The organism is Bradyrhizobium sp. USDA 376 (assembly GCF_054063675.1).
Map to the genome: position 1 here is coordinate 8,387,537 of NZ_JBSSGN010000001.1, position 20,440 is coordinate 8,407,976.

General features: G+C 63.7%; 23 protein-coding genes. 13 read left to right on the forward strand and 10 right to left on the reverse strand.

Annotated elements, in window-relative coordinates:
* Positions 1–47 precede the first annotated feature (47 nt).
* The gene (locus ACVJ19_RS39510; protein WP_456739506.1) at positions 48–1,013 is read left to right on the forward strand and encodes an aliphatic sulfonate ABC transporter substrate-binding protein; all 966 of its coding nucleotides are present in this window, start codon (positions 48–50) and stop codon (positions 1,011–1,013) included.
* A 62-nt stretch (positions 1,014–1,075) separates the two neighbouring features.
* The gene (locus ACVJ19_RS39515; RefSeq protein WP_453954437.1) at positions 1,076–2,416 is read left to right on the forward strand and encodes an LLM class flavin-dependent oxidoreductase; all 1,341 of its coding nucleotides are present in this window, start codon (positions 1,076–1,078) and stop codon (positions 2,414–2,416) included.
* Position 2,417: 1 nt separating this feature from the next.
* On the opposite strand, the gene ACVJ19_RS39520 is transcribed toward ACVJ19_RS39515, so the two are convergent.
* Entirely contained in the window at positions 2,418–3,509 is a 1,092-nt protein-coding gene (locus ACVJ19_RS39520; protein WP_453954438.1) for an LLM class flavin-dependent oxidoreductase, read from the reverse strand.
* Between the two features lie 265 nt (positions 3,510–3,774).
* On the opposite strand from ACVJ19_RS39520, the gene ACVJ19_RS39525 reads away from it, so the two are divergent.
* Genes ACVJ19_RS39525 through ACVJ19_RS39545 form a run of 5 tightly spaced genes read left to right on the forward strand, consistent with a single transcriptional unit; the run spans position 3,775 to position 8,269 of the window.
* Complete coding sequence (locus ACVJ19_RS39525) at positions 3,775–4,647, forward strand: ABC transporter permease subunit (RefSeq protein ID WP_453955300.1); 873 nt, start codon at positions 3,775–3,777, stop codon at positions 4,645–4,647.
* Positions 4,644–5,372 carry an ABC transporter ATP-binding protein gene (locus ACVJ19_RS39530; RefSeq protein ID WP_453954439.1) on the forward strand — a complete coding sequence of 243 codons (729 nt, stop codon included), beginning with the start codon at positions 4,644–4,646 and terminating at the stop codon, positions 5,370–5,372. The genes ACVJ19_RS39525 and ACVJ19_RS39530 overlap by 4 nt, the downstream gene beginning before the upstream one ends.
* An 18-nt stretch (positions 5,373–5,390) precedes the next feature.
* Complete coding sequence (locus tag ACVJ19_RS39535; RefSeq protein WP_453954440.1) at positions 5,391–6,395, forward strand: NrtA/SsuA/CpmA family ABC transporter substrate-binding protein; 1,005 nt, start codon at positions 5,391–5,393, stop codon at positions 6,393–6,395.
* Positions 6,396–6,417: 22 nt separating this feature from the next.
* The gene (locus ACVJ19_RS39540; RefSeq protein ID WP_453955301.1) at positions 6,418–7,650 is read left to right on the forward strand and encodes an acyl-CoA dehydrogenase family protein; all 1,233 of its coding nucleotides are present in this window, start codon (positions 6,418–6,420) and stop codon (positions 7,648–7,650) included.
* Between the two features lie 46 nt (positions 7,651–7,696).
* Complete coding sequence (locus ACVJ19_RS39545; RefSeq protein WP_453954441.1) at positions 7,697–8,269, forward strand: flavin reductase family protein; 573 nt, start codon at positions 7,697–7,699, stop codon at positions 8,267–8,269.
* A 294-nt stretch (positions 8,270–8,563) separates the two neighbouring features.
* On the opposite strand, the gene ACVJ19_RS39550 is transcribed toward ACVJ19_RS39545, so the two are convergent.
* From ACVJ19_RS39550 to ACVJ19_RS39575, 6 genes are all read right to left on the reverse strand, one after another.
* The gene (locus ACVJ19_RS39550) at positions 8,564–8,824 is read right to left on the reverse strand and encodes an ABC transporter permease (RefSeq protein WP_453954442.1); all 261 of its coding nucleotides are present in this window, start codon (positions 8,822–8,824) and stop codon (positions 8,564–8,566) included.
* Positions 8,821–9,426 carry an ABC transporter permease gene (locus ACVJ19_RS39555; RefSeq protein WP_453954444.1) on the reverse strand — a complete coding sequence of 202 codons (606 nt, stop codon included), beginning with the start codon at positions 9,424–9,426 and terminating at the stop codon, positions 8,821–8,823. Before ACVJ19_RS39555 ends, ACVJ19_RS39550 begins: the two co-directional genes overlap by 4 nt.
* Entirely contained in the window at positions 9,419–10,279 is an 861-nt protein-coding gene (locus ACVJ19_RS39560) for an ABC transporter ATP-binding protein (protein ID WP_453954445.1), read from the reverse strand. Before ACVJ19_RS39560 ends, ACVJ19_RS39555 begins: the two co-directional genes overlap by 8 nt.
* The gene (locus tag ACVJ19_RS39565; RefSeq protein WP_453954446.1) at positions 10,276–11,334 is read right to left on the reverse strand and encodes an ABC transporter substrate-binding protein; all 1,059 of its coding nucleotides are present in this window, start codon (positions 11,332–11,334) and stop codon (positions 10,276–10,278) included. Before ACVJ19_RS39565 ends, ACVJ19_RS39560 begins: the two co-directional genes overlap by 4 nt.
* Before the next feature lie 21 nt (positions 11,335–11,355).
* Positions 11,356–12,282: a TauD/TfdA dioxygenase family protein gene (locus ACVJ19_RS39570; RefSeq protein WP_453954448.1), complete on the reverse strand. Its 927-nt coding sequence runs from the start codon at positions 12,280–12,282 to the stop codon at positions 11,356–11,358.
* A gap of 298 nt (positions 12,283–12,580) precedes the next feature.
* Positions 12,581–13,297, reverse strand: coding sequence for a hypothetical protein (locus ACVJ19_RS39575; RefSeq protein WP_453954449.1), 717 nt, complete (start codon positions 13,295–13,297; stop codon positions 12,581–12,583).
* Between the two features lie 560 nt (positions 13,298–13,857).
* Between ACVJ19_RS39575 and ACVJ19_RS39580 the strand changes: the two genes are divergently transcribed.
* The 6 genes from ACVJ19_RS39580 to ACVJ19_RS39605 all read left to right on the forward strand — a co-directional run bounded on the left by ACVJ19_RS39580 (position 13,858) and on the right by ACVJ19_RS39605 (position 17,495).
* Positions 13,858–14,001 carry a hypothetical protein gene (locus tag ACVJ19_RS39580; protein ID WP_453954450.1) on the forward strand — a complete coding sequence of 48 codons (144 nt, stop codon included), beginning with the start codon at positions 13,858–13,860 and terminating at the stop codon, positions 13,999–14,001.
* The gene (locus ACVJ19_RS39585; RefSeq protein WP_453954451.1) at positions 13,998–15,341 is read left to right on the forward strand and encodes an LLM class flavin-dependent oxidoreductase; all 1,344 of its coding nucleotides are present in this window, start codon (positions 13,998–14,000) and stop codon (positions 15,339–15,341) included. The genes ACVJ19_RS39580 and ACVJ19_RS39585 overlap by 4 nt, the downstream gene beginning before the upstream one ends.
* A gap of 45 nt (positions 15,342–15,386) precedes the next feature.
* Positions 15,387–16,202 carry a MetQ/NlpA family ABC transporter substrate-binding protein gene (locus ACVJ19_RS39590; protein ID WP_453954453.1) on the forward strand — a complete coding sequence of 272 codons (816 nt, stop codon included), beginning with the start codon at positions 15,387–15,389 and terminating at the stop codon, positions 16,200–16,202.
* 35 nt (positions 16,203–16,237) lie between these two features.
* On the forward strand, positions 16,238–16,564 hold the full coding sequence (locus tag ACVJ19_RS39595) for a hypothetical protein (RefSeq protein WP_453954454.1): 327 nt from the start codon (positions 16,238–16,240) through the stop codon (positions 16,562–16,564).
* A gap of 199 nt (positions 16,565–16,763) precedes the next feature.
* Positions 16,764–16,928, forward strand: coding sequence for a hypothetical protein (locus tag ACVJ19_RS39600; protein WP_453954456.1), 165 nt, complete (start codon positions 16,764–16,766; stop codon positions 16,926–16,928).
* A gap of 57 nt (positions 16,929–16,985) precedes the next feature.
* Complete coding sequence (locus ACVJ19_RS39605) at positions 16,986–17,495, forward strand: Lrp/AsnC family transcriptional regulator (RefSeq protein ID WP_453954457.1); 510 nt, start codon at positions 16,986–16,988, stop codon at positions 17,493–17,495.
* Positions 17,496–17,523: 28 nt separating this feature from the next.
* Here the strand turns inward: ACVJ19_RS39605 and ACVJ19_RS39610 are convergent, their stop codons facing one another.
* From ACVJ19_RS39610 to ACVJ19_RS39620, 3 genes are all read right to left on the reverse strand, one after another.
* Positions 17,524–18,510 (reverse strand): peptidyl-alpha-hydroxyglycine alpha-amidating lyase family protein, encoded by a 987-nt coding sequence (locus ACVJ19_RS39610; protein WP_453954458.1) that lies wholly within the window; start codon positions 18,508–18,510, stop codon positions 17,524–17,526.
* Between the two features lie 35 nt (positions 18,511–18,545).
* Entirely contained in the window at positions 18,546–19,217 is a 672-nt protein-coding gene (locus ACVJ19_RS39615; protein WP_453954459.1) for a 4-carboxy-4-hydroxy-2-oxoadipate aldolase/oxaloacetate decarboxylase, read from the reverse strand.
* 96 nt (positions 19,218–19,313) lie between these two features.
* Positions 19,314–20,336, reverse strand: coding sequence for a LysR substrate-binding domain-containing protein (locus ACVJ19_RS39620; protein WP_453954460.1), 1,023 nt, complete (start codon positions 20,334–20,336; stop codon positions 19,314–19,316).
* Between the last annotated feature and the right edge of the window lie 104 nt (positions 20,337–20,440).

Genomic DNA, 20,440 nt, shown 5'->3' on the forward strand with positions numbered 1-20,440 from the left:
TTGATAAAACGCGTCGCCAAAGCGGCTCAGCTTCAGGATCATTGTTCATGTCTCGCCCCACCTCCCGCCTGCGGGCCCTCGCCGCGGCTGCGCTCGGCTTCTTCGCCATGGCGTCCGTTCAGCCCGCGATGTCCGAGGAGATCCGCATCGGCTTTCAGAAATCCTCGACCCTTACGGCGATCCTGAAGACGAACGGGGAGCTGGAGAAGGCTCTGGCGCCGCTCGGCATCACGGTGTCCTGGCACGAATTCACCAGCGGCCTGCCGCTCCTCGAAGCCATCAACATCGGCAGCATCGATTTCGGTGCGGACGTCGCCGACACCGTGCCGATCTTCGCTCAGGCCGCCGGCGCCAAACTCGCCTATGTCGCGGAGGAAGCCGCCTCGCCGGCGGCGCAGGCGATCGTCGTCCCGCAATCCTCCGCGCTCAAGACCATTGTCGATCTCAAAGGCAAGAAGATCGCGGTGACCAAGGGCGCCGGCAGCCACTATCTGCTGCTCGCGGCGCTGGCGAAATCCGGGCTGAGCTTCAAGGACATCACGCCCGCCTATCTGACGCCGGCCGACGGCCGCGCGGCTTTCGTCAGCAACAATGTGGATGCCTGGGTCGCCTGGGATCCGTTCCTGACCAGCGCCCTGCACCAAACGAAGGGCCGCATCCTAGCCGACGGCAGCAATGGCCTTGCGAGCTACAAGCGCTACTATCTCGCCTCGGCAGCCTATGCAGACAAGCATGCCGAAGTGCTCAACGTGATCTTCGCAAAACTCTCCGAGACCGGCAAATGGGTGAAGGCCCAGCCGAAGGACGCCGCCACGTTGCTAGCCGGGCTCTGGGGTATCGATGCGGCGACCGTCGAAGAGGCCAACAGCCACCGCTCCTACCGGGTGGGCGCGGTCACCGGCGCGGGCCTGTCAGAACAGCAGCGCATTGCAGATGCGTTCCAAGCTGAAGGTCTGATCCCCGTGAAGATCGACACCAGCACCATCAAGATCTGGTCGCCGAAGGGGTCCTGACCTCCGGCAGCCGCCCCTGTTGCACATCGCGATCGCACACCACGCTGACCGTCGGAACTCCCATGCCGCCACGCCAGCTGCACTTGAACGTCAACCTGCTTCACTCTGGCGTCTATCCGTCGGCCTGGCGCCTGCCGGACAGCGATCCGCGCGCATTCTTCGATCTCGGTCATTATGTGCGGGTGGCGCAAATTGCCGAGCGCGGCAAACTGGACGCAATCTTTCTGGCGGATTCGCCGGCCGTGAACGACCGCATCGACTACCGGTCGTTCACGTCGCTGGAGCCGACAATCGTACTGGCGACGGTCGCGGCCGTGACAACGCACGTCGGCCTGATTGGCACGGTATCCACGACCTATAACGAACCATACAATATCGCGCGCCGCTTCGTGACGCTCGACCACGCCAGTGGTGGACGTTCGGGATGGAACGCGGTTACCACGGCAGATGCCGCATCAAGCCGCAACTTCGGCCTCTCGGGTGCGCTGGAGCACAAGGCCCGCTACGAACGCGCCAAGGAGTTCACGGAAATCGTCCACGCGCTTTTCGACAGCTGGGAGGACGACGCCTTCGTCGGCGACAAGTCCAGCGCGCGATTTGTCGATACGTCGAAAGTGCATCCGATCGCGCACCGCGGCCCGCATTATTCGGTGGCCGGACCGCTGAACGTCCCGCGCTCGCCGCAGGGGCGACCGGTCACGGTGCAGGCGGGCGGATCGAATGACGGACGCGATTTCGCGGCGGCCTATGCCGAGGCGGTGTTCACCCTGGCCCAGTCGATCGAGGAAGGCGTGGCGTATGCGCGCGATCTGCGCGCGCGTGCCGCGGCCTATGGGCGCTCTGGCGGTTCGATCGTCATCCTGCCGGGACTCGCCACCGTCATCGGCAGCACCAAGGTCGAGGCTAAGCGGCGACAGGATGAGCTCTGGGAGTTGGTGCCGATCGAATACAGCCTGGCGCGACTGGCCAGCACGCTCCAGATCGACCCTGCGCTGCTCGAACTCGACAAGCCCCTGCCCGATCCGCTGCCACTGCCGGTCAACGCCAATCACACGATGTTCCAGGGCACCGTGAACCTCGCCCGGCGCGGCAATCTCACCGTTCGCCAGTTGCTCCGTGCGCTCGGCGGCGGTGTCGGCCACCGCATCATCGTCGGCACGCCGGAACAGATCGCCGACGACATCGAAGCCTGGTTCAAGGCCGGCGCTGCCGACGGTTTCAACCTGATGCCGGATGTCCTGCCAACGGGGCTCGAGACCTTCGTCGACACCGTCGTGCCGATCCTTCAGAAACGCGGCCTGTTCCGGACCGAATACACCGGCACGACGCTCCGCGATCATTTTGGTCTTGCGCGACCGGCGAGCCGCTTCGCGAACCGGGCGCCGGAGGTTTCGTTCGCCTGACTTACCCCAGGGACCGGGCCAGCCGCTCGGAAGGCCCAGTCGATTGCCTCGCCCGCACACGGGGGATCACCTCGAGCGCAAATCGCCGCATCTCGGCCTCGAACGGCTGGAATTGCAGCATGAACAGTTCGATGCCCGCGGCATGAAACGCTTCGATGCGTTCGGCGACCTCTTCGTAACTGCCGACCAGCCCCGCGGCCGTGCCGCCATTGCTGCCGACCCGCGACGTCTTCTGCATGGTCTGCATCATCACCACCTTGGGGTCGGTGTTCTGCTTCTGGATCGCCTTCATCGGCGCATCCTTTGCAGCGAGGCTGAGCAGCCGCTCATAGGCGACCTGCGCCTGCTCCCGGGTTTCTCGCGCGACGACAAAGGCGGACAGACCGAAGCGCAACGGCGGCGCTGCACCGCGCGGCCGCGCCGCGACATCGGCAATCAATCCGGCGACATCGTCGAGCGGCTGGCCATTGATGAACCAGACGTCGCCATGGCCGGCGACGAGATCGCGCGCCGGCTCGGACTCGCCACCAACATAGATGGCTGGCCGCTTGCGGTAGAGGCTGGTGGGTCGCAGCGCATAGTCCGAGACATTGAAGTGATCTCCGCTGAAATTAAGGCGCTCGCCTTCCATCAAACGGGACACGACTGTGATCCATTCCTTGCCGTAAGCATAGCGCGCATCGTGCTCCGGAAAGCCGATCCCCGCCTTCTCCAGCTCCGGACGATTCCAGGCATTGACCAGATTGATCGCAAACCGGCCGCGGCTGATGTTCTCGATGCCGAGCGCCAGCTTGGCGAGCACCACGGGGTGATACAGATACGGCTTGATCGCGGCGATGATCTCGATGCGCTGCGTCAGCGCGGCGATCGCAGCGGCAGCGCTCCACGCTTCGAGCTGATCGAGATCCTCCTGATGCGGATTGATCGTGTGCTGCGCGATCAGCGTCGAGTCGTAGCCAAGCTCCTCGGCAGCGAGAATGAGATCCCGATTGCGCTCCCAGGAGGCATCATAGGGCTCTTCCGGGTCCTGATGCGCGGCACGTGGCCCATGCACCAGCGCCCAGATGCCGAAGCGAAGAGGTCCAGCCGTCATCGTGCTCTCCCGTAACTCTCTCGACTTTGAGCGTTCTCGCCAATGGCCGGCGCAAGTTCAAGCAGACTTGCATCAAAAGATTTTCTTTGTCGCGCATCCACGCGGCGGCGACAGCAGATCACTCCGGATCCGACGACAATTGAAATACCGCTCTATTTCTGTCCGCCCGATTTCGTGGGACATTTTGCGGAGACGGCAGGTGATTGCCGTCACGCTTCTTGCATCAAATGCAGTGCGTGAAACGAGGTCTCGCGTCTTGAGCAATATGGAACTGAGCAGTGTCGGCCGCAGCGTGATCGGTGCGGACAGCGCGCCATCCTCGCAAAACGGCGGCAACGCACTCGCTTCGACCGCTGTGAAAAGCAAGCTTGGCAGGCGCGGCCTTCAGCTGCTGTCGTGGCTGGCGCCGGTGGTGCTGGTCGTCATCTGGGAATGGCTGGCGCAGGCGGGATGGCTCTCGCCGCAAGTCCTGCCCGCACCGAGCAAGGTGATCCGGACCGCGTTCAAGCTCGCGACCACGGGGACACTGCTCAACGATCTCGGCGTAAGTTTGCTGCGGGCCGCCGCGGGATTCGCGATCGGCACGGCCGTCGGTGGCGGCCTCGGCATTCTCGTCGGCTTCTCAAAGATCGCCGAAGCCGCAATCGACCGCAGCGTGCAGATGATCAGGGCCATTCCGTTTCTGGCAGCGCTTCCCCTGGTCATCGTCTGGCTTGGCGTCGGCGAGACGCAAAAAATCTTCCTTGTGGCGCTCGGCGTCACCTTCCCGATGTACATCAACACGGTCCTCGGTATTCGCCAGGTCGACCCGAAACTCCTCGAACTCGGCCGCGTGCAGGGCCTGAGCTCCATTCAGCTGATCCACCGGATCATCCTTCCCGGCGCGTTGCCGTCGATCCTGACCGGGGTCCGCTATGCGCTGGCGACGGCATGGCTTGCGCTGGTCGTGGCCGAAACCATCGGCGCACAGTCGGGCATCGGCTTTCTCGCCATGGACGCGCGTGAATTCCTGCGCACCGACGTCATCGTGCTGACGATCGTGATCTATGCGCTTATTGGCGTCGCAGCCGACGGAATTGCACGCTTCCTCGAACGGCGCTTTCTCGCCTGGCACCCGAATTACGGGGCAGCACGATGAATGCTCACGTCGCTCCGCTATCGGCCGCTTCATTCGAAACCGGACCGGCCGTCGTCGTCAGCAATCTCGTGCGCAGCTACGGCAGCCGCGTGGTCATCGAGAAGCTCAACCTGCGCATCGAACGAGGCGAGTTCGTTGCCTTGCTGGGCGAGAGCGGCTGCGGCAAGACCACATTGCTGCGGGCGCTCGCAGGTCTGGACTCCATCCAGGGCGGACGCATCGTGGCGCCGCGCCGGCCGGCGGTGGTATTCCAGGAGCACCGGCTCCTGCCCTGGGACAGTCTCTGGCGCAACGTCTCGCTTGGCTTGCAGGTGCCGGACGCGCGCGAACGCGCAGCCGAAGCACTGACCGAGGTCGGTCTCGGCGACCGTCTCGACGACTGGCCGCGCAATCTTTCCGGCGGACAGGCCCAGCGCGTCGCGCTTGCCCGCGCCCTGGTCCAGCAGCCCGAACTTCTGCTCCTCGACGAGCCGTTCGCCGCACTGGATGCGCTCACCCGCATCCGCATGCACGAGCTCGTTCGCGAGCTGGTCGCCAATCATCAGCCGGGCGTTCTGCTCGTCACCCACGACGTCGATGAGGCAATTGCGCTCGCCGATCGGATCCTGGTGATGCGCAACGGCGCAATCGCTTTCGAGCATCGCGCCGTGCGTGACGGCTCGATACCCATCTCGCGCGCCGAGCTCCTCGGCGAGCTTGGCGTGGTTTCCCACTCTCCCAATTAGTTCATCCGGAAGGCAAATATGTCCGACTCCTCAATCGCCAAATCATCCCGGCGCAGCTTTCTCGGCTCCGCAGCCTTCGGAATTGGCGCGCTCGCCGGCATGAATATCAGCGAATTCGCCCAGGCCGCGCCTGGCCGGACCACCGACACGGTTCGCCTGACGTGGGGTCTGGGCGGCCTCAATCTGATCGCCAAGGAGCGCGGCGAGTTCGAGAAGGTGCTGGCCAAGGACGGCATCAAGGTCGAATGGCTCGGGCCCTTCCCGAACCATGCTCCGACATTGCAGGCGGTCACCGGCGGCAGCGCCGATTTCAGCTTCGGCGGCAGCACGACGCCGGCGCTGGCTGCGATCATCGCCGGCTCGCCGCTTGTGTTCACCCAGTTCGTGGTCTACGAGCCCCGCACCACGGCGATCATCGCCAAGGATGGCTCCGGCATCGACAAGGTCGAAGACCTTGTCGGCAAATCAGTCGCGGTCAACCGCTCCGGCCTCGGCGAATTCCTGCTGGTCGCCGCGCTCGAGAAGCACAAGGTCGACCGCTCCGCGGTGAAGTTCGTCTATCTCAATCCGCCGGATGCGGCGCCAGCGCTCGCCTCCGGCAAGGTCGACGCCTGGTCGATGTGGAGCCCCGGCGTCGACATCGCCCGGCTCGAATACAAGGCGCACAACATCTTCCTGGAGGGGCGCGATCTCGACTTCCAGATCGACTACACGTCCTACCTCACCACCCGCAAATTCGCGACCGACAACCCAGCCCTCGTCCGCGCCGTGAACGATGCGTTCCGTGCCGAAGGCAAGTGGATCTCTGAGAACGGCAAGGAGGCCGAGTACATCGCCCAGAAAGCCGGCAAGTACAGCGACGAGGTCCGCGACCAGTTCATCGCGCTCAAGCGCCAATATCGCTACTTCGCCGTCAACGACGAGCGGTTCATCAGCGAGTTGCGGAAAGCCGCCGACTGGCTCGTCACCCGCAAGGTCTTGCCCGAGCCGGTCAAGGTGACCGACCATCTCGCCCAGCTCTGAGAACGTGACCAACAGGCCAATCATGAACAAGACCGTGCCCGCTCCCTCCCTCGGAAAATCGGAGCCGCTCAAGACCGCATCACCGGAGCTGGAGGCGCTGCTCAACCACATCGCCCAAGGTGCGAGCGCGCGGGAACGCGATCGCGTGCTGCCCTTCGAGGTCATCGATCTCATCCGCCGCGCCCGTCTCGGCGCCTTGCGGCTGCCCGTGAGCGCCGGCGGCGCGGGCAGCACGATCCGCGATCTCTTCGCTTTCGTCGTCCGCCTCGGCGAGGCCGACGCCAATGTCGCCCATATCCTGCGCAATCATTTCAGCGTGGTGGAGCGGCTGGTGCGCACGCCCAAGGACGAGCAGAGCCGCGATTGGCAGAAGGCCGTCGCCGAGGGCGCGATCATCGGGCTCGCCACCACCGAGCTCGAAAGCCCGCGCGTCGGCAACGTCACGCCGGGGACGACCTTCACGCCCGATGGAAACGGCGACTACCTGCTGAACGGCACCAAATATTACAGCACCGGCACGCTGTACTCGGATTACGTCCTCGTCCGCGCGGCCGATCCTGACGGCACCAGCGGCGCAACGATCGTTCCGATCAAGCGCGACGGCATCGAGCTGGTCGACGATTGGGATGGGCTCGGCCAGCGGCTCACCGCGACCGGCACCACGCACTTCCGCAACGTCAAGGTCAAACGCCGGGAGATCGTCTTCGACACGCCCGAGACGGGCTACGGCGTGCCTTACTCCAACACGTTCGCCCAGCTGTTCCTGACCGCGATCGTTGCGGGCATTGCGCGCGCAACCCTGCGCGACGCCACAGCCCTGATCCATTCCCGCAAGCGCACCTTCTATTACGCGCCGACCGAGATCTCGACCGACGACCCCCTGCTTCAGCAGACCGTCGGCCAGATCGCCAGCGGTGCGTTTGCGGCGGAAACCGTGGTGCTGGCGGCTGCCGAAGCGCTCGACATCGCCACCGATGCCTTTGACGCGAGCGCATCGAACGCCGCGGAGGCCGCCCACACCGCCGCCCTGCTCTCGGCCAAAGCCAAGATCGTCGCTGACGATTTCGCGATCCGCGGCGGCAGCCTGCTGTTCGATGTCGGCGGAGCGTCAGCGACCAAGAAGGTCACCAATTTCGACCGGCACTGGCGCAATGCGCGGACCCTGTCCTCGCACAATCCCACCACCTACAAGGCGCGCTCGATCGGCCAGTACGAAATCAGCGGCACGCCGCTGCCGGCGAAGGGCTTCTTCTAGGCAGGAAGGGGCCTTCATTCGGCGGTCCGACACAGGAGAACCGGACATGGGAAGGTCGGAGATCCATCTCGTCACTGACAGCAACGAGATCGAACACCAATTTCGCGCCGTGATGCGCCGCCTCGCAGGCGGCGTCAGCATCATCACCGCGGGCCGCGACGACGACATCACGGGGATGACGGTCACGTCGCTGACCTCGCTGAGTGCGAGCCCGCCGCGTGTGCTGGTCAGCGTCAATCGGCAGGCCTCATCCTTCGCGCTGATCGAGCGCTTCGGTACATTCGGCGTGAATATCCTCGGCTCTGATCAGCAGGATCTGGCGGATCGATTCAGCGACGGCCGCCTCAAGGGACCACAGCGCTTCGAGGGCATTCCCTGGTCCGCCGGGACTTCGGGCGTGCCACTGCTCGGAAACTTGCTGGCGACCGTTGAATGCCGGGTCGAGGAGATCATTGAGCGCTACTCCCATGGAATCATTGTCGGCAGCCTTTTGAGCTTCGAGCTGTCGCCCCAGCTCTCCGGGCTGGTGTACTGGAACGGCCAGTACATCGAGGTCAAGCACGATTTCGACCTCGACCTGCTGGCCGAGATCAGCATTCCGCTGGCACATGTCAGGTGAGGCGGCATGAAGCACGAAATGCCCCGCGAGCCATACGACGATGAGGCGCGCGATAGCCCGGCGCAAAAGCGCTGGCAGCTCGAACAGCTCGTCGCCGCGCTCCGCGTCTCCCGCGAGGAGACCCACAGCATCCGCCGGGATGGCGAGGCGCGCCGCGCGCCATCGCGCGAGGCCCTTCAAGCCATCCTGGACGGCCTGACCGAGGCGCTGTTCCCACGCCACTATGGGCAGTTCGATCTCGACGGCGAGAATATCGACTATTTTGACGCAGGCCACCGCCCGCAACAAGCAGGGTTAGACGGCCGACGCCTTCCAGCGCATCAGACGGCGCTCCAGCGCCTCGAGGATTGCGTTGAAGGCGAGGCCGATCACGGTGATTCCGAGGATGCCGAAATACATCTGCGGGATCAGGAAGCCGTACTGGCTGTTGATGATGAGATAGCCGAGCCCTGATTTCGCACCGACCATCTCGGACGCGACAAGGACCAGCATCGCGGAGGCGCTTGCCAAGCGTATGCCGACGAAGATCGTCGGCAGCGACGCCGGCAGGATCACTGGAACAGCTGGCTGGGCGTCGCGCCCATCGTTCGTGCCGACTTGACCAGAAGCGGATCGACCTGGCGGACTGCAGCGATCGTATTGAGCAGCAGCGGCCAGGCACAGCTGTAGACCACCATGGTGACCTTCGAGAGCTCGCCGATCCCGAGCAGCAGGATGAAGACCGGCAGCAACGCCAGCGGCGCCGTGTTACGCGCGATCTCGATGATCTGGTTCAGGAGATCGCCAAGCCGGGCGTACCATCCCGTCAGCACACCCAACGGCACGAACAGGGCAATGGCGATCAGAAAGCCGCTCAGGGCTCGAAGCAGACTTGCACCGACGTCGTCGTAGAGCTCACCGGTCTGGGCGAGCTGCCAGCCCGCGGCGATCACCTCGGAGAACGGCGGCAGGAACGTCACGTCGACCAGCCCGAGCCGCGGGGCGGCCTCCCAGACGGTCAGGAACAACAGCAGCAGCAGCGATCGCTGCCCGATGGCGCTGAACCATCGCACGAGGCCTCCCGCTGCCGCGGAGAGCGCGCCGGCGCGTTGTCTGGCCCGGTCCTTGGGACTGCCCTCGGCCAACTCCAGGAGCGTCAGGATCTCCAGATTAGACATGGGCCAGCTCCTTCGCCTTTGCGCCCCGCTCGCCGCTCGATGCCGCCACCTGAGAGCCTTGCACCTTCAATACCTCGTCGCGGAGCAGGGACCACACCTCATGCCTGACATGCCCGAATTCTGGCAGCGAGCGGACGTCTTCGGTCTCGCTATGCAGCTCCTCGGGGATGTCGACGATCTGCTTGATGCGGCCGGGACGCGAGGTCATCACCGCAACCCGCTGGCCGAGGACGACGGCCTCATCGATGCCGTGCGTGATGAACAGGATGGTTTTTCCCGTGCTGCGCCAGATCCGCAGCAGCTCTCCCTGGAGAGTCTCCCGCGTCTGGGCATCAAGCGCCGCAAACGGCTCGTCCATCAGCAGCACCTCCGGATCGTAGGCAAGGCTGCGGGCGATCGCGACGCGCTGTTTCATGCCGCCGGAGAGCTCATGCGGATAACGATCGGCAAAGCCGGACAGACCGACCAGATCGAGATAGTACAACGCCCTCTCCCGCCGCTCCCTGGCTTTCAGGCCGGCAATGTCGAGCCCGAACTCGACATTCTGCGCGGCCGTGCGCCATGGAAACAGCGCATATCGCTGGAACACGATGCCGCGGTCGCGCGCCGGACCCTCGATGACCTTGCCATCGAGCAGGATGCGACCGCTGCTCGGCGTCGTCAGGCCGCCGAGCAGGTCCAGCAGGGTCGACTTGCCGCAGCCGCTCGGGCCGACCAGCGCAAGGAACTCGCCGGCCCGAACGTCCAGCGTGATGTCCTCCAGGGCGGTGAAGCGCTGCACCGGCCCGCCATCCTTGCCGCGGACCAGGAATTCCTTGCGCACATGCTCGAAGCGGATCTTGGCCGTGGTCATTTGGCCTCCGCGGTCTTGCCCGGGCGAAAATAGTTGAACGCGTTTGTGTAGAGATCCGACGGCTTGAGCTGGTCCTGCTTCAGCAAGCCATCCTTGACCAGCCAGTCGATCCAGACCTGGAGCTCGGCATCGCCGATCACGCCGCCCTTGGTCGCGACGCCCGTGCTCTTCCAGTACTTGATCGGGGTGGCGTCCTCGTTGCGCTTGCGATCCGCGACGATGCGTTCGAAGCGGGCGCGGACCTCCTCCGGCGGCGTTGACTGAGCCCAGTCGATGGCACGAGACACGCCTTCGATCAGCTTGCGGGACGTGTTCGGATTGTCCTTGATGAACTTGTCCCGCAGCACATAGGCCCCTCCGGTGAAGTTCCCGAAGACGTCCGTATCCGCAAACAGCCGCCGAATGCCGCCGCGCTCGAGTGCCTTGTCACGCAGGACGCCGCCGAGCGTGCTAAGCTCGACCTGCCCCTGCCGCAGCGCCTGCTCACCGGTGACCGGCGGGATCGCAACCAGCGTCACCTGCTTCGCCTCCGCCGGCGTCAGGCCGTTGCGAGCCAGGTACTCGCGCAGCACGAATTCATGGTGCGCTCCCAGCGTATTGACCGCGGCCTTCTTGCCGATCAGGTCCCGCGCGGTCTTGATCGGACTATCCTCCTTCACGTAGTAGCCGCTGTAGGTGTTGTCGTCCGAGCCGTAATAGCCGACCACCGCCTTGATCGGCGCCTTGGCGGCGATCAGCTTGATGATCGCGCCGTAGAAAGCGCCACCGATGTCGATATCGCCGGTGACGACGGTCTGGATGTCCTGCGGTCCGCTGATAGTGTTGCCGACCCATTTGAGCTTCAGCGGCGCGAGATAGCCGAGATCGTCGGCCAGCTCGATAAAGGTGACCTGCCCGGCCCAGCCCTGATAGCGGATCTCGGTCTTCTCGAGCTGCGGCTCGGCCACAGCACTGCCGACGAGCCCCGTCAGGCCAAGGACGGCGAGGCCAAGTTGCCGGCCTCTTGCACGCAGCCCGGCAACCAGCCGGCGCAGAGCGGAGATTGCGATTCTCATTGTGTTCTCTCCTTGCTCGCCTCAGGCGGCCTTCGCCTGCGGCTTCGTCACCTTGATCCGAGTGACGCTGCTCCGGCCGTCGATGCTGACCGGCACTTCGCCATCGATGGTAGCGCGCCGGACCACGCGGTGCTGGTCGCCATAGTCGTTGACGGCGTAATGCTGGGTCGCGCGATTGTCCCAGATGACCACGTCCCCTTGCCGCCAGCTCCAGCGCACGGTGTTCTCCGGCGCGGTGATGTGCGACTGGAAGAGATCAAACAGCTTCTGGCTATCGTATTTCGACAGGCCGACGAAGCGCTGGACGAAATTGCCGAGCACCAGCGTACGTTCGCCGGTTTCGGGATGGACGCGGACGACGGGATGCTCGGTCTCGTAGACCGTCGCCGTGAAGACCTCCTCGAATTGCTTCCGGTCGGCCTCGCTGGCGCGGGTCTTGACCGCATAGTCATAGGCATTGCTGTGCACAGCCCAGAGCTCGTCCGCGAGCTTGCGCAGCGGCGCGGGCAGGTCGAGATAGGCCGCAGCCGTATTCGACCAGATCGTGTCGCCGCCGAATTCGGGGATCACGACGCCGCGCAGAACCGAGATCTTCGGATAAGCGTCGACGAACGTGACGTCGGTGTGCCACTGGTCGGCGCGCCCGCCTCCCCGCGCAGAGTCGAGTTCGAGGATCGAAGCCGTGCCCTTGGTGGCGCCGACCGTCGGATGCGGCACCAGCTTGCCGAGCCGATGGGCAAAACGCTCCTGCTCGGCATCGTCGAGATGATTCTGGTCACGGAAGAAGATGACCTTGTGCTCGAGCAGCACCTGGTTGATCGCCGCAATCGTCCGATCCGGAAGATCGCCCGAAAGCCTGATGTTCCTGATTTCGGCACCGATGCGGGCCGATCGCTTGACGATATCCGCACGCGGAATGACGTTGTCGATGGTGATTCCGTCAGTCATGTCATCTTCCCCGAGACCGCGATCCATTTGGACAAGGCTCCGCCGTTCGCCGATCGCTGTTGCGACGGCGGAGTGAAAGGCAGTGATGTTGCGATCGATCCTCTTGCGAGACTGCCATCTGCTCTGGCGGCAATCGCGTCTGGCGGGACCTTTCCTTGGAGGCTGCATCAATGCAGCCTCTTGTTCAGTCACACGATGCTAACTCAAGGGCTTCGGAAATAGCTTCCAAAGTTGGCGGCAGTTGAGAAACAGACGCATCTGCGGTCATGGCGTGTCCAGTTGCGACTTGCGCTCTGCTCTATTCTGCCGCGACGATGTTCGGCGAACGCCAGACGGCCGACGCATAAAGCGACGGCTCGAAGTCGTCGGCGATCGGCCCGTTGATCCGGGCCTCATGCGCCGCAAGGTCGGCAAGGAACAGATCCCTGCTGATCCGCGCGACGACGCCCGGAATATCGCGCTTGAAGCTCGGCACGTCTCCAATCGGCAGACCGAAGCTGACGAACGCCGCGGGATTGAACACGTGGATGTTCCGCAAGTAAGGCGCTCGACCGGGCTCCTTCTCCAGGAATTCATGACCCGCGCCGAGATAAGGATGCGCGCCCAGGGCATCATCCTGCTCGTCCGCGGCCGGAGAATAGCGGTCGCGCCATAACAGGATCTCGTTGGAGAAGGCAGCCAATTCCGGTCGCTTTGGGAGATCGACCTGATAGCCCGTACCAGCGATGACGAAATCGAATGCGATATCGCCCTGCGGCGTGGTTGCAAGCAACCGTCGCCCGAACGGCTTGGCCGAGGTCCACGGCGCCGCCAGATGAAGATGGAAGTTGGGGAACTTGACGGCGCGCGCGATGGCGTCGGGCGGCGGCGTCGACCCGGCGCGACGGAAGCGGATGGCCTGATGCCAGCGGACCGCGTCCGGCAGCGCTCCGTAATTGTCGTAGGCTCCGGGATATCCGCGCGTCCTGATCACGGCCTCCGAAGCAATCTTGTCGCGGCGTGCGAAGAGGTGCACCTCCCTCGCCCCGGCCTCCAGCGCAACCGCCGCGGCATCGAACGCGGAGCGCTTCCGGATTGCCCGCCCCCGATGATGGCGACGTTATGATCGACCCCGTGACGATCCGGGACCCAGTTCTGCGGATCTGGACCGATCAGACGCAAGGTCTCGCGAGCCGCGTCGTCGATATCAGACTGAAACATGTTGCACCCGGATTTGTCCGCATCAGATGCGACCAAATCGTAGAAGCCAGCGACACTCAGTCAATAAAATGGAATCGGCTTTGTTTGGCGGCCCGGACAACGAACCCACCGCGAGGTCACAGCGTGTTGAAAGATTTTCGTCGACAGCGCGGAGCAAGCCAGGAGGGGCGACAGGACATTCGCTCGCACGTCGACTTTCAGTTGAGACGATCGGTTCGCGACATCATCTACTTGATGCGTTCCCGCCGCTAGATTCATGCTCGCGTCGCACCGAACAACGCAAATCCATTTCATCGACTTTTCTCACCCCGACAACATAGAGTTCGTCTCGATCAAGCCGTCACGACGGCTCGTTGGAGATTTTGGAAAGCCACGATGTCGACCGCCGGCGTCATCAGCCTCGAACGGGACACGCCAGAGCTTGCACGCACCTACGAGCAGGCAGGCATCCTCCAGTTTCACCACGGCAAGCTCCTCAGCGCTCCCATCCGGTCAACGCATTTGGACAATCGAACATGAGCATCCAACGGCAGCTTGTTCTCAATCTCTTCATCTATCCCGGCGGCCATCATGAAGCTGCGTGGCGTTACAAGGGATCGTCGGCGGAGCGCATCCTCGACATCACCTTTTACCAGGAGCTGGCGCAACGGGCCGAGGCCAGCAAGTTCGATGCGATCTTCTTCGCCGACGGGCCAGCCCTCGCCGACAATGTCCGCTACGCCCAGCGCTTTCGCTTCGAGCCGATCACTTGGCTGGCTGCGATTGCCGCAGTGACGAAGCGCATCGGCCTGATCGCAACCGCGTCGACCACTTACACCGAGCCCTACAACCTCGCGCGCCTGTTCGCCTCGCTCGACCATCTGAGCCGAGGCCGCGCCGGCTGGAACATCGTGACGACCAGCGCGCCACAGGCCGCGCAGAATTTTGGTCTGCCGGAGCACCCCCCTCATCACGAACGCTACGAGCGCGCCCGCGAGTATCTCGACGTGATCTCGCGGCTCTGGGACAGCTGGGAGGACGACGCACTCGTCAACGATCCCATCTCGGGCATCTTCGCCGATACCAGCAAGATCCACACGCTCGACCATGTCGGCAAGCATTTTCGCGTGCGCGGCCCGCTGAACATCTCGCGCACGCCGCAGGGCCGGCCGGTCTATGTGCAGGCTGGCTCCTCCGACGACGGCCGCGCCTTCGCCGCCCGGTTCGCAGAGGCGATCTTCACCGCGCACCAGACATTAGACTCGGCCAAGGCCTTCTATGCGGACATCAAGCGCCAGGCCCGCACTTTCGACCGCGGTCCCGACGAGATCAAGATTCTGCCTGGCATCAGCCCTTTCATCGGCAGCACGCAAGGTGAGGCCGATCGGCTCCAGGACGAGTTCAACGAGCTGATCCAGCCGGAATATTCCCTGACCCAGCTGCGCCAGATGATCGGCCTCGATCTCACCGGCTACGATCTCGACGGTCCCGTTCCGCGCCATTTGATCGACACCGCGAGCGCGCGCGGCGTTGCAAGCCGTTTCAAGCTTGTGGTCGACATCCTCGATCGCGAGAAGCCGACGATCCGCCAGCTGGTGCAGCGCCTCGCCGGCGCGCGCGGCCACTGGGTCATTGCCGGCACACCGGAAAAGATCGCCGACAACATCCAGACCTGGTTCGAGGCTGGCGCGGCGGACGGCTTCAATGTCATGCCGCCCTGCCTGCCCGGCGGCTTCGATGTCTTTGCCGAGCAGGTCGTTCCGATCCTGCGCGAGCGCGGCCTGTTCCGCGAGGACTACACCGGCACGACGCTGCGTGAGCATTACGGCCTCGCCCGGCCCGCCAGCATCTACTCCAACGCGGTCCAGGCGATCGCCTGACACCGCATCCGTACTCCCATCGAAACTTGAGATCAGTAAGAAAACATGAAGACAGCGTTGTTCCTCCTCTCCGGCTTTTTGGCTCTTTCTCCCTTCGCTGCCGGAGACTCTTTGGCCCAGCAACCCGCCAAGCCTGAGCTGCGGGTCGGTTTCGTGCCGGGACCGTACATTGACGAATTCAAGATCGGCGTCGAGCCCGAGCTGAAGAAGAAGGGCTACAAGGTCCGCTATGTCGAGTTCTCGACCGGTCTTGAAGCCAACAACGCGGTGTTCAAGGCCGAGATCGATGCCAATGTGATGCAGCATACGGTCTTCCTCGACTCCTACAACGAGCGCCAGAAGACCGATCTAGTCGGCATCGTCCACGTCCCGACACCGCCAATGGGCCTCTATTCGAAGAAGCACCCGCTGGGCACGCCGATCAAGTCCGGCTCCAGCGTCGCGGTGCCGAACGATCCGGTCAACCTGCAGCGCGCGCTGTGGGTGCTGCGCGATCTCGGCCTGATCGAGATCCGCGACAGCAAGCCGGTCGACGTCACCGAGCTCGACGTCATCAAGAATCCCGGCGGAATCAAGCTCGTGCCGCTCGAGGCCGCACAGGCGCCGCGCGCGCTCGACGACGTCGATTTCGCCGCCATCCAGGGCAATTTCGCGATCTTCAGCGGCCTGAAGCTGACCAACGCCTTTGCGCTCGAGAGGATGACGACGCCCTACATCAACGTGCTCGCGGTGAAGAAGGCCAACGCCAACGCCGAATGGGCCCAGGACATCGTCGCCGGCTACAAGTCTCCGACGTTCAAGACGGCAATCCGAGCCGACCGGTTCTATGACGGGTTCACCTTGCCCGACTACATGAAGTGAGGGATCGCGGAACAACAGTGAGACGCGGCGCCAGCATGTTCGAATTCACCCTGGAATGGACCGGCCTTCGTTCTCCTGCCGAGCGGGCGATCGACGCAAGAGCAGTGACGGATCGCATCGGCAGGCATGAGGCTTTGATCCTGCCGCTGGTCCTGCTGATCGCGTTCCTGTTCGTGCTCGGCATCATGACGGGGGCGCATTTGCACGCGCGCGCCGACCGGAGCGTGCTGTATGCATCGTTCGGCAGCATGGGCATGCCTGTGCTGCCCATGGTGTCGGACTCCTGCCGCAGACCGCTGAACGCCGGCTCCACCCCGCGCCTGCGGCACGCCGACGTGCTCGCGCTGCTCACAAACGACTGATCCAACCTTCCCGCGCCCGGTGTACCGCATGAAAATCGTTCCTTGCGAAACGACGCCATGGAATTTTCTGCTCGGACAGATGACGGCTTCAGCACGATCCAACCAAACTGATCGTCGCCCACGCCAGGCGATGTTCAACGTCTTGTCGCCCGTGATAGCCTTGCCGGGTTCTCGCCCTACAACGTTGTCCGGAGTGAACATGAGCTATCTCGTCTCGCTGCATCTAGGCATCGCCAGCTGGCTCGAACAGGCACGCAGCTGGTTCCGGCGCTCACTGCGGCCGCAGACGGGCGGCCCGAACGATGACCAGGGCGGCCATCAGGACGACCTTTACGAGATCTTTCTGTTCGGGCCTCACGGCTGAAAAAGGCCGCCCAGGCGCCGGCCCCGAGCTTTCCATTGACACAAGGGTAATCAAACAATGACCGACGCTGCGCTGCAGCTCGCCGAGACCGGCCGCCGCCTGGATGCCATCGACCGCAAGATCCTCACGGTGCTTCAGGAGGACGCCTCGCTCTCGGTGGCGGAGATCGGCGATCGCGTCGGCCTGTCGTCCACGCCCTGCTGGAAGCGCATTCAGCGGCTGGAAGCCGACGGCGTGATCCTGAAGCGCGTCGCGCTGGTCGACCAGAACAAGATCGGCCTCGGTCTTTCTGTGTTCGTATCCGTGGAAAGCTCCGATCACTCCGACGCCTGGCTGAAGCGCTTTGCCGCGGCGGTCAGCGCCATGCCCGAGGTGATGGAATTCTACCGGATGGCCGGCGACGTCGACTACATGCTGCGCGTCGTCATTCCGGACATGTCGAGCTACGACGTGTTCTACAAGAAGCTGATCCACGCCGTCCCGCTCAAGAACGTCACCTCGCGCTTCGCGATGGAGAAGATCAAGTCGATCACGGCGCTGCCGGTGCCAGCCCTGATGACGGAGTAAATGCCGCGCCATCCTTCGAGGTTCGCCTCTAGCGAGGGCCGTCCACCACTCGCTCTAGCTTCTGCAGGCAACGCGTGGTGCGGACGACGGCCGGCATCTCCTCATCCGGGAAATTCGTCTTCCAGTCGGTGACGCCGACCTCGCCGACATACATGTCGCCTCTGGAATCCAGCGCGATACCATGCGGCGCGAGGAACTTGCCGCTCGCAAGACCGGGCCCATCCTCGCCGCCAAGTCGCGCGATGCGCTTGCCCTTGGCGTCGACGATCGACAGCCGCGGGCCGAGATTGGGCACCTTGCGGTTGACGGGCATGGCGGGGCCGAGTTCGCCAATGACGAAGGTGGGGCTCTTGCCGCCACCGCAACAGCAGAGTGCGCACGGCCGGTGCAGATTGTTCCACTGCGTCTCGTATTTGCCGTTGCCGTCGAACACCTGCACGCGATGGTTCTCGCGGTCGGCAACATAGACCCAGCCGTCGGCATCAGCGACGATATTGTGCACGATGTTGAACTGGCCAGGATCGGTGCCCGGCGCGCCCCAGCTCTTGATCAGCTTGCCGTCCGGCGTGAATTTGTGGATGCGGGCGTTGCCGTAGCCGTCGGATACGTAGATCTCGCCCGTCGGTGACAAAGCCGTGTGGGTGCAGCGATGGAAGGGATCGCCGCTCATGAACGGCGCGGGCTTTTCGGGGACTCCGATTGTCAGCAGCACCTTGCCGTCGGTCGTGCATTTACGCACCGTATGGTCGCCGTCGTCGGTGCAGTAGAGATTGTCGTCGGCATCGATATGCAGGCCGTGGGCGCGGGAGAAAAGCCCCTCACCCCAGCTGCGCAGGAAATTGCCATCGCGGTCGAACACCACCATTGGATGGACGCCGCGGTTGAAAACGTAGATACGATCCTTGCTGTCGACCGCGACGGAGGCGACGTCGGTGAGCTGCCAGCCGTCCGGCAGCTTCGCCCAATTGTCGACGACGCGGTAGCGATGCTCGCCCGAGCCGAGAATGGCTGACACCTGATCTCCCATGCGTACGTGCGGCGCTTGTCCGCTCAGGCGAAGGTGCAGCCCTTGGACTCCAGCACCTTGCCGATGCCGGACAGTTCGAGGATGTCACCCCCGGCCTTGAGGGCCTTCATCACGCCGGCTTCCTTGTCCTCGCGCGCCGCCGACTTGGCGCAGACGTCGGCGATGTTCTCCTTCGGCACGATCACGACGCCGTCGTCATCGGCACTCACGATATCGCCGGGGCGGACGGCGATGCCGCCGATGACGATCGGTTGATTGATGGTGCCGAGCGTCTCCTTGACCGTGCCCTTCATGCAGAGGCCGTAGGAGAAGACGTTGAAACCGGTGTCGCGCACCGCAAGGCCGTCGCGAACGCCGGCATCCGTGACCAGGCCGACGATGCCCTTGGCGACGCAGGCCGTCGCCAGCACCTCGCCGAAGCCACCCTGCTCGGGATGATCGCCGGCGCTCACCACGAGCACGTCGCCTGGCTGCGCCAGCGAAATCGCCGTGATCAGCATCATGTTGTCGGCCGGATGGCAGCTCACAGTCAGCGCCGGTCCGCAGGCCCGCATCCCGGAATAGATCGGCTTGATACGGGAAGTCAGCGCGCCCGATCGTCCCTGCGCCTCGTGAAGGGTGGACGGAGGAAACTTCTTGATGCGCTCGACAAGCTCGGCGGCGGGCCGATCGAATGTCCTGATCACATGCACCATGATAACCTCCTTGCGGTCGCGATCTCCGTTACACCTCCATAACCAACCGCCCTCGGGCGGCAAATTCAGATTTTAAGATTGCCGCATCGTGTTTCGTTATGGCTCGTCCCTCGGCCCGTCCAGAGGCGACGTTGGGCCGCCCGTTGCGATTGCAGCCGAGACGAGCTGGACATCGAACGGCCCCCAGGTCTTGACGATGATCTCGAGCAGGATCTTGTAGACGGCGAATGCGGCATCGGACAACGCAGCGTTATCGGAGATGCATAGCGACATTTGCTGCGAGGCCGACGGAGCGTTGATCCGTCGAATGCAGAGTTCGTCGAGGTTCGGCAACTCCTTTGCGATCGACATCGGCAGCACTGCCGCCCCCACTCCGGCTGCAATCGCCGAAGAGAGGGTCGATTGGGAATGGATCTCGGCGACGATGCGCGGGCGGAGTCCGACCTCGGCGCAGACCCGCTCTACCGTCTGCCGCAGGAAGGATTCCCGATATGGAAGAAGCAGGTCGAATTGCGCGACCTCCGCCGCCGAAACGTCCTCCGAAGGCATCTGCTCCGAATACATGCTGCGGGGCGCCACAAGATAGAAGTACTCGCGCATCAGCGGCTTGTAATCGAGACCGGTCACCGGGCGCTCGCCGTAGAGGACAGCCATATCCATGCTCCCCTTCAGCATCATCTCGCTGAGCATGACTCCGGAGCTGTCGTAAATGTGCGGCACGATGCCGGGATAGCGTTCGCGCACCTGCATCAGCAGCGGGGTCGCCAGCAATGCCGCCGAGCTGAGCGGGGCCAGACCGATCGTGACGTTGCCGGTCAGCTCCGGCTTGTTGTCCAGAATGGTGCGCCTCGCCTCTTCGATCTGCCGCTGGATCGACTTGGCATAGCGGTAGAGGATTCGTCCGGCTTCGGTGGGCTTGACCCCGCGGGCGCTGCGGTCGAGCAGCTTGCACTTGAAGTCCGCCTCCAGGCTCGCAATGTGCTGGCTCAGGGCCGGCTGAGCGACATTCAGCACCTTCGCCGCGCTCGTCATGCTGCCGAGATCCACGACCTTGATGAAGGCCTCCAAACGTTTCGTATCCAATACGGCGTCTCCAGTCAGGGAGCAGTGCAGCAGCAATAGGCTGAAGCTATGGGATCAGAAGGAATTGTTCTTACCACCGGGAACCTGAGGGGCCTATAGCTAGTGCTGAACTCGTCCGCCGCTTGCGTTGCAGCCGACGC

Excerpts from the sequence above, each read along its gene's own strand:
- ACVJ19_RS39540 (WP_453955301.1), top strand. The coding sequence starts at position 6,418 with ATGAACAAGACCGTGCCCGCTCCCTCCCTCGGAAAATCGGAGCCGCTC.
- ACVJ19_RS39585 (WP_453954451.1), top strand. The coding sequence starts at position 13,998 with ATGAGCATCCAACGGCAGCTTGTTCTCAATCTCTTCATCTATCCCGGC.
- ACVJ19_RS39560 (WP_453954445.1), bottom strand. The coding sequence starts at position 10,279 with ATGACCACGGCCAAGATCCGCTTCGAGCATGTGCGCAAGGAATTCCTG.
- ACVJ19_RS39510 (WP_456739506.1), top strand. The coding sequence starts at position 48 with ATGTCTCGCCCCACCTCCCGCCTGCGGGCCCTCGCCGCGGCTGCGCTC.
- ACVJ19_RS39525 (WP_453955300.1), top strand. The coding sequence starts at position 3,775 with ATGGAACTGAGCAGTGTCGGCCGCAGCGTGATCGGTGCGGACAGCGCG.
- ACVJ19_RS39530 (WP_453954439.1), top strand. The coding sequence starts at position 4,644 with ATGAATGCTCACGTCGCTCCGCTATCGGCCGCTTCATTCGAAACCGGA.
- ACVJ19_RS39580 (WP_453954450.1), top strand. The coding sequence starts at position 13,858 with ATGTCGACCGCCGGCGTCATCAGCCTCGAACGGGACACGCCAGAGCTT.
- ACVJ19_RS39520 (WP_453954438.1), bottom strand. The coding sequence starts at position 3,509 with ATGACGGCTGGACCTCTTCGCTTCGGCATCTGGGCGCTGGTGCATGGG.
- ACVJ19_RS39615 (WP_453954459.1), bottom strand. The coding sequence starts at position 19,217 with ATGGTGCATGTGATCAGGACATTCGATCGGCCCGCCGCCGAGCTTGTC.
- ACVJ19_RS39605 (WP_453954457.1), top strand. The coding sequence starts at position 16,986 with ATGACCGACGCTGCGCTGCAGCTCGCCGAGACCGGCCGCCGCCTGGAT.
- ACVJ19_RS39595 (WP_453954454.1), top strand. The coding sequence starts at position 16,238 with ATGTTCGAATTCACCCTGGAATGGACCGGCCTTCGTTCTCCTGCCGAG.
- ACVJ19_RS39555 (WP_453954444.1), bottom strand. The coding sequence starts at position 9,426 with ATGTCTAATCTGGAGATCCTGACGCTCCTGGAGTTGGCCGAGGGCAGT.
- ACVJ19_RS39515 (WP_453954437.1), top strand. The coding sequence starts at position 1,076 with ATGCCGCCACGCCAGCTGCACTTGAACGTCAACCTGCTTCACTCTGGC.
- ACVJ19_RS39600 (WP_453954456.1), top strand. The coding sequence starts at position 16,764 with ATGAGCTATCTCGTCTCGCTGCATCTAGGCATCGCCAGCTGGCTCGAA.
- ACVJ19_RS39565 (WP_453954446.1), bottom strand. The coding sequence starts at position 11,334 with ATGAGAATCGCAATCTCCGCTCTGCGCCGGCTGGTTGCCGGGCTGCGT.
- ACVJ19_RS39545 (WP_453954441.1), top strand. The coding sequence starts at position 7,697 with ATGGGAAGGTCGGAGATCCATCTCGTCACTGACAGCAACGAGATCGAA.
- ACVJ19_RS39590 (WP_453954453.1), top strand. The coding sequence starts at position 15,387 with ATGAAGACAGCGTTGTTCCTCCTCTCCGGCTTTTTGGCTCTTTCTCCC.
- ACVJ19_RS39535 (WP_453954440.1), top strand. The coding sequence starts at position 5,391 with ATGTCCGACTCCTCAATCGCCAAATCATCCCGGCGCAGCTTTCTCGGC.
- ACVJ19_RS39570 (WP_453954448.1), bottom strand. The coding sequence starts at position 12,282 with ATGACTGACGGAATCACCATCGACAACGTCATTCCGCGTGCGGATATC.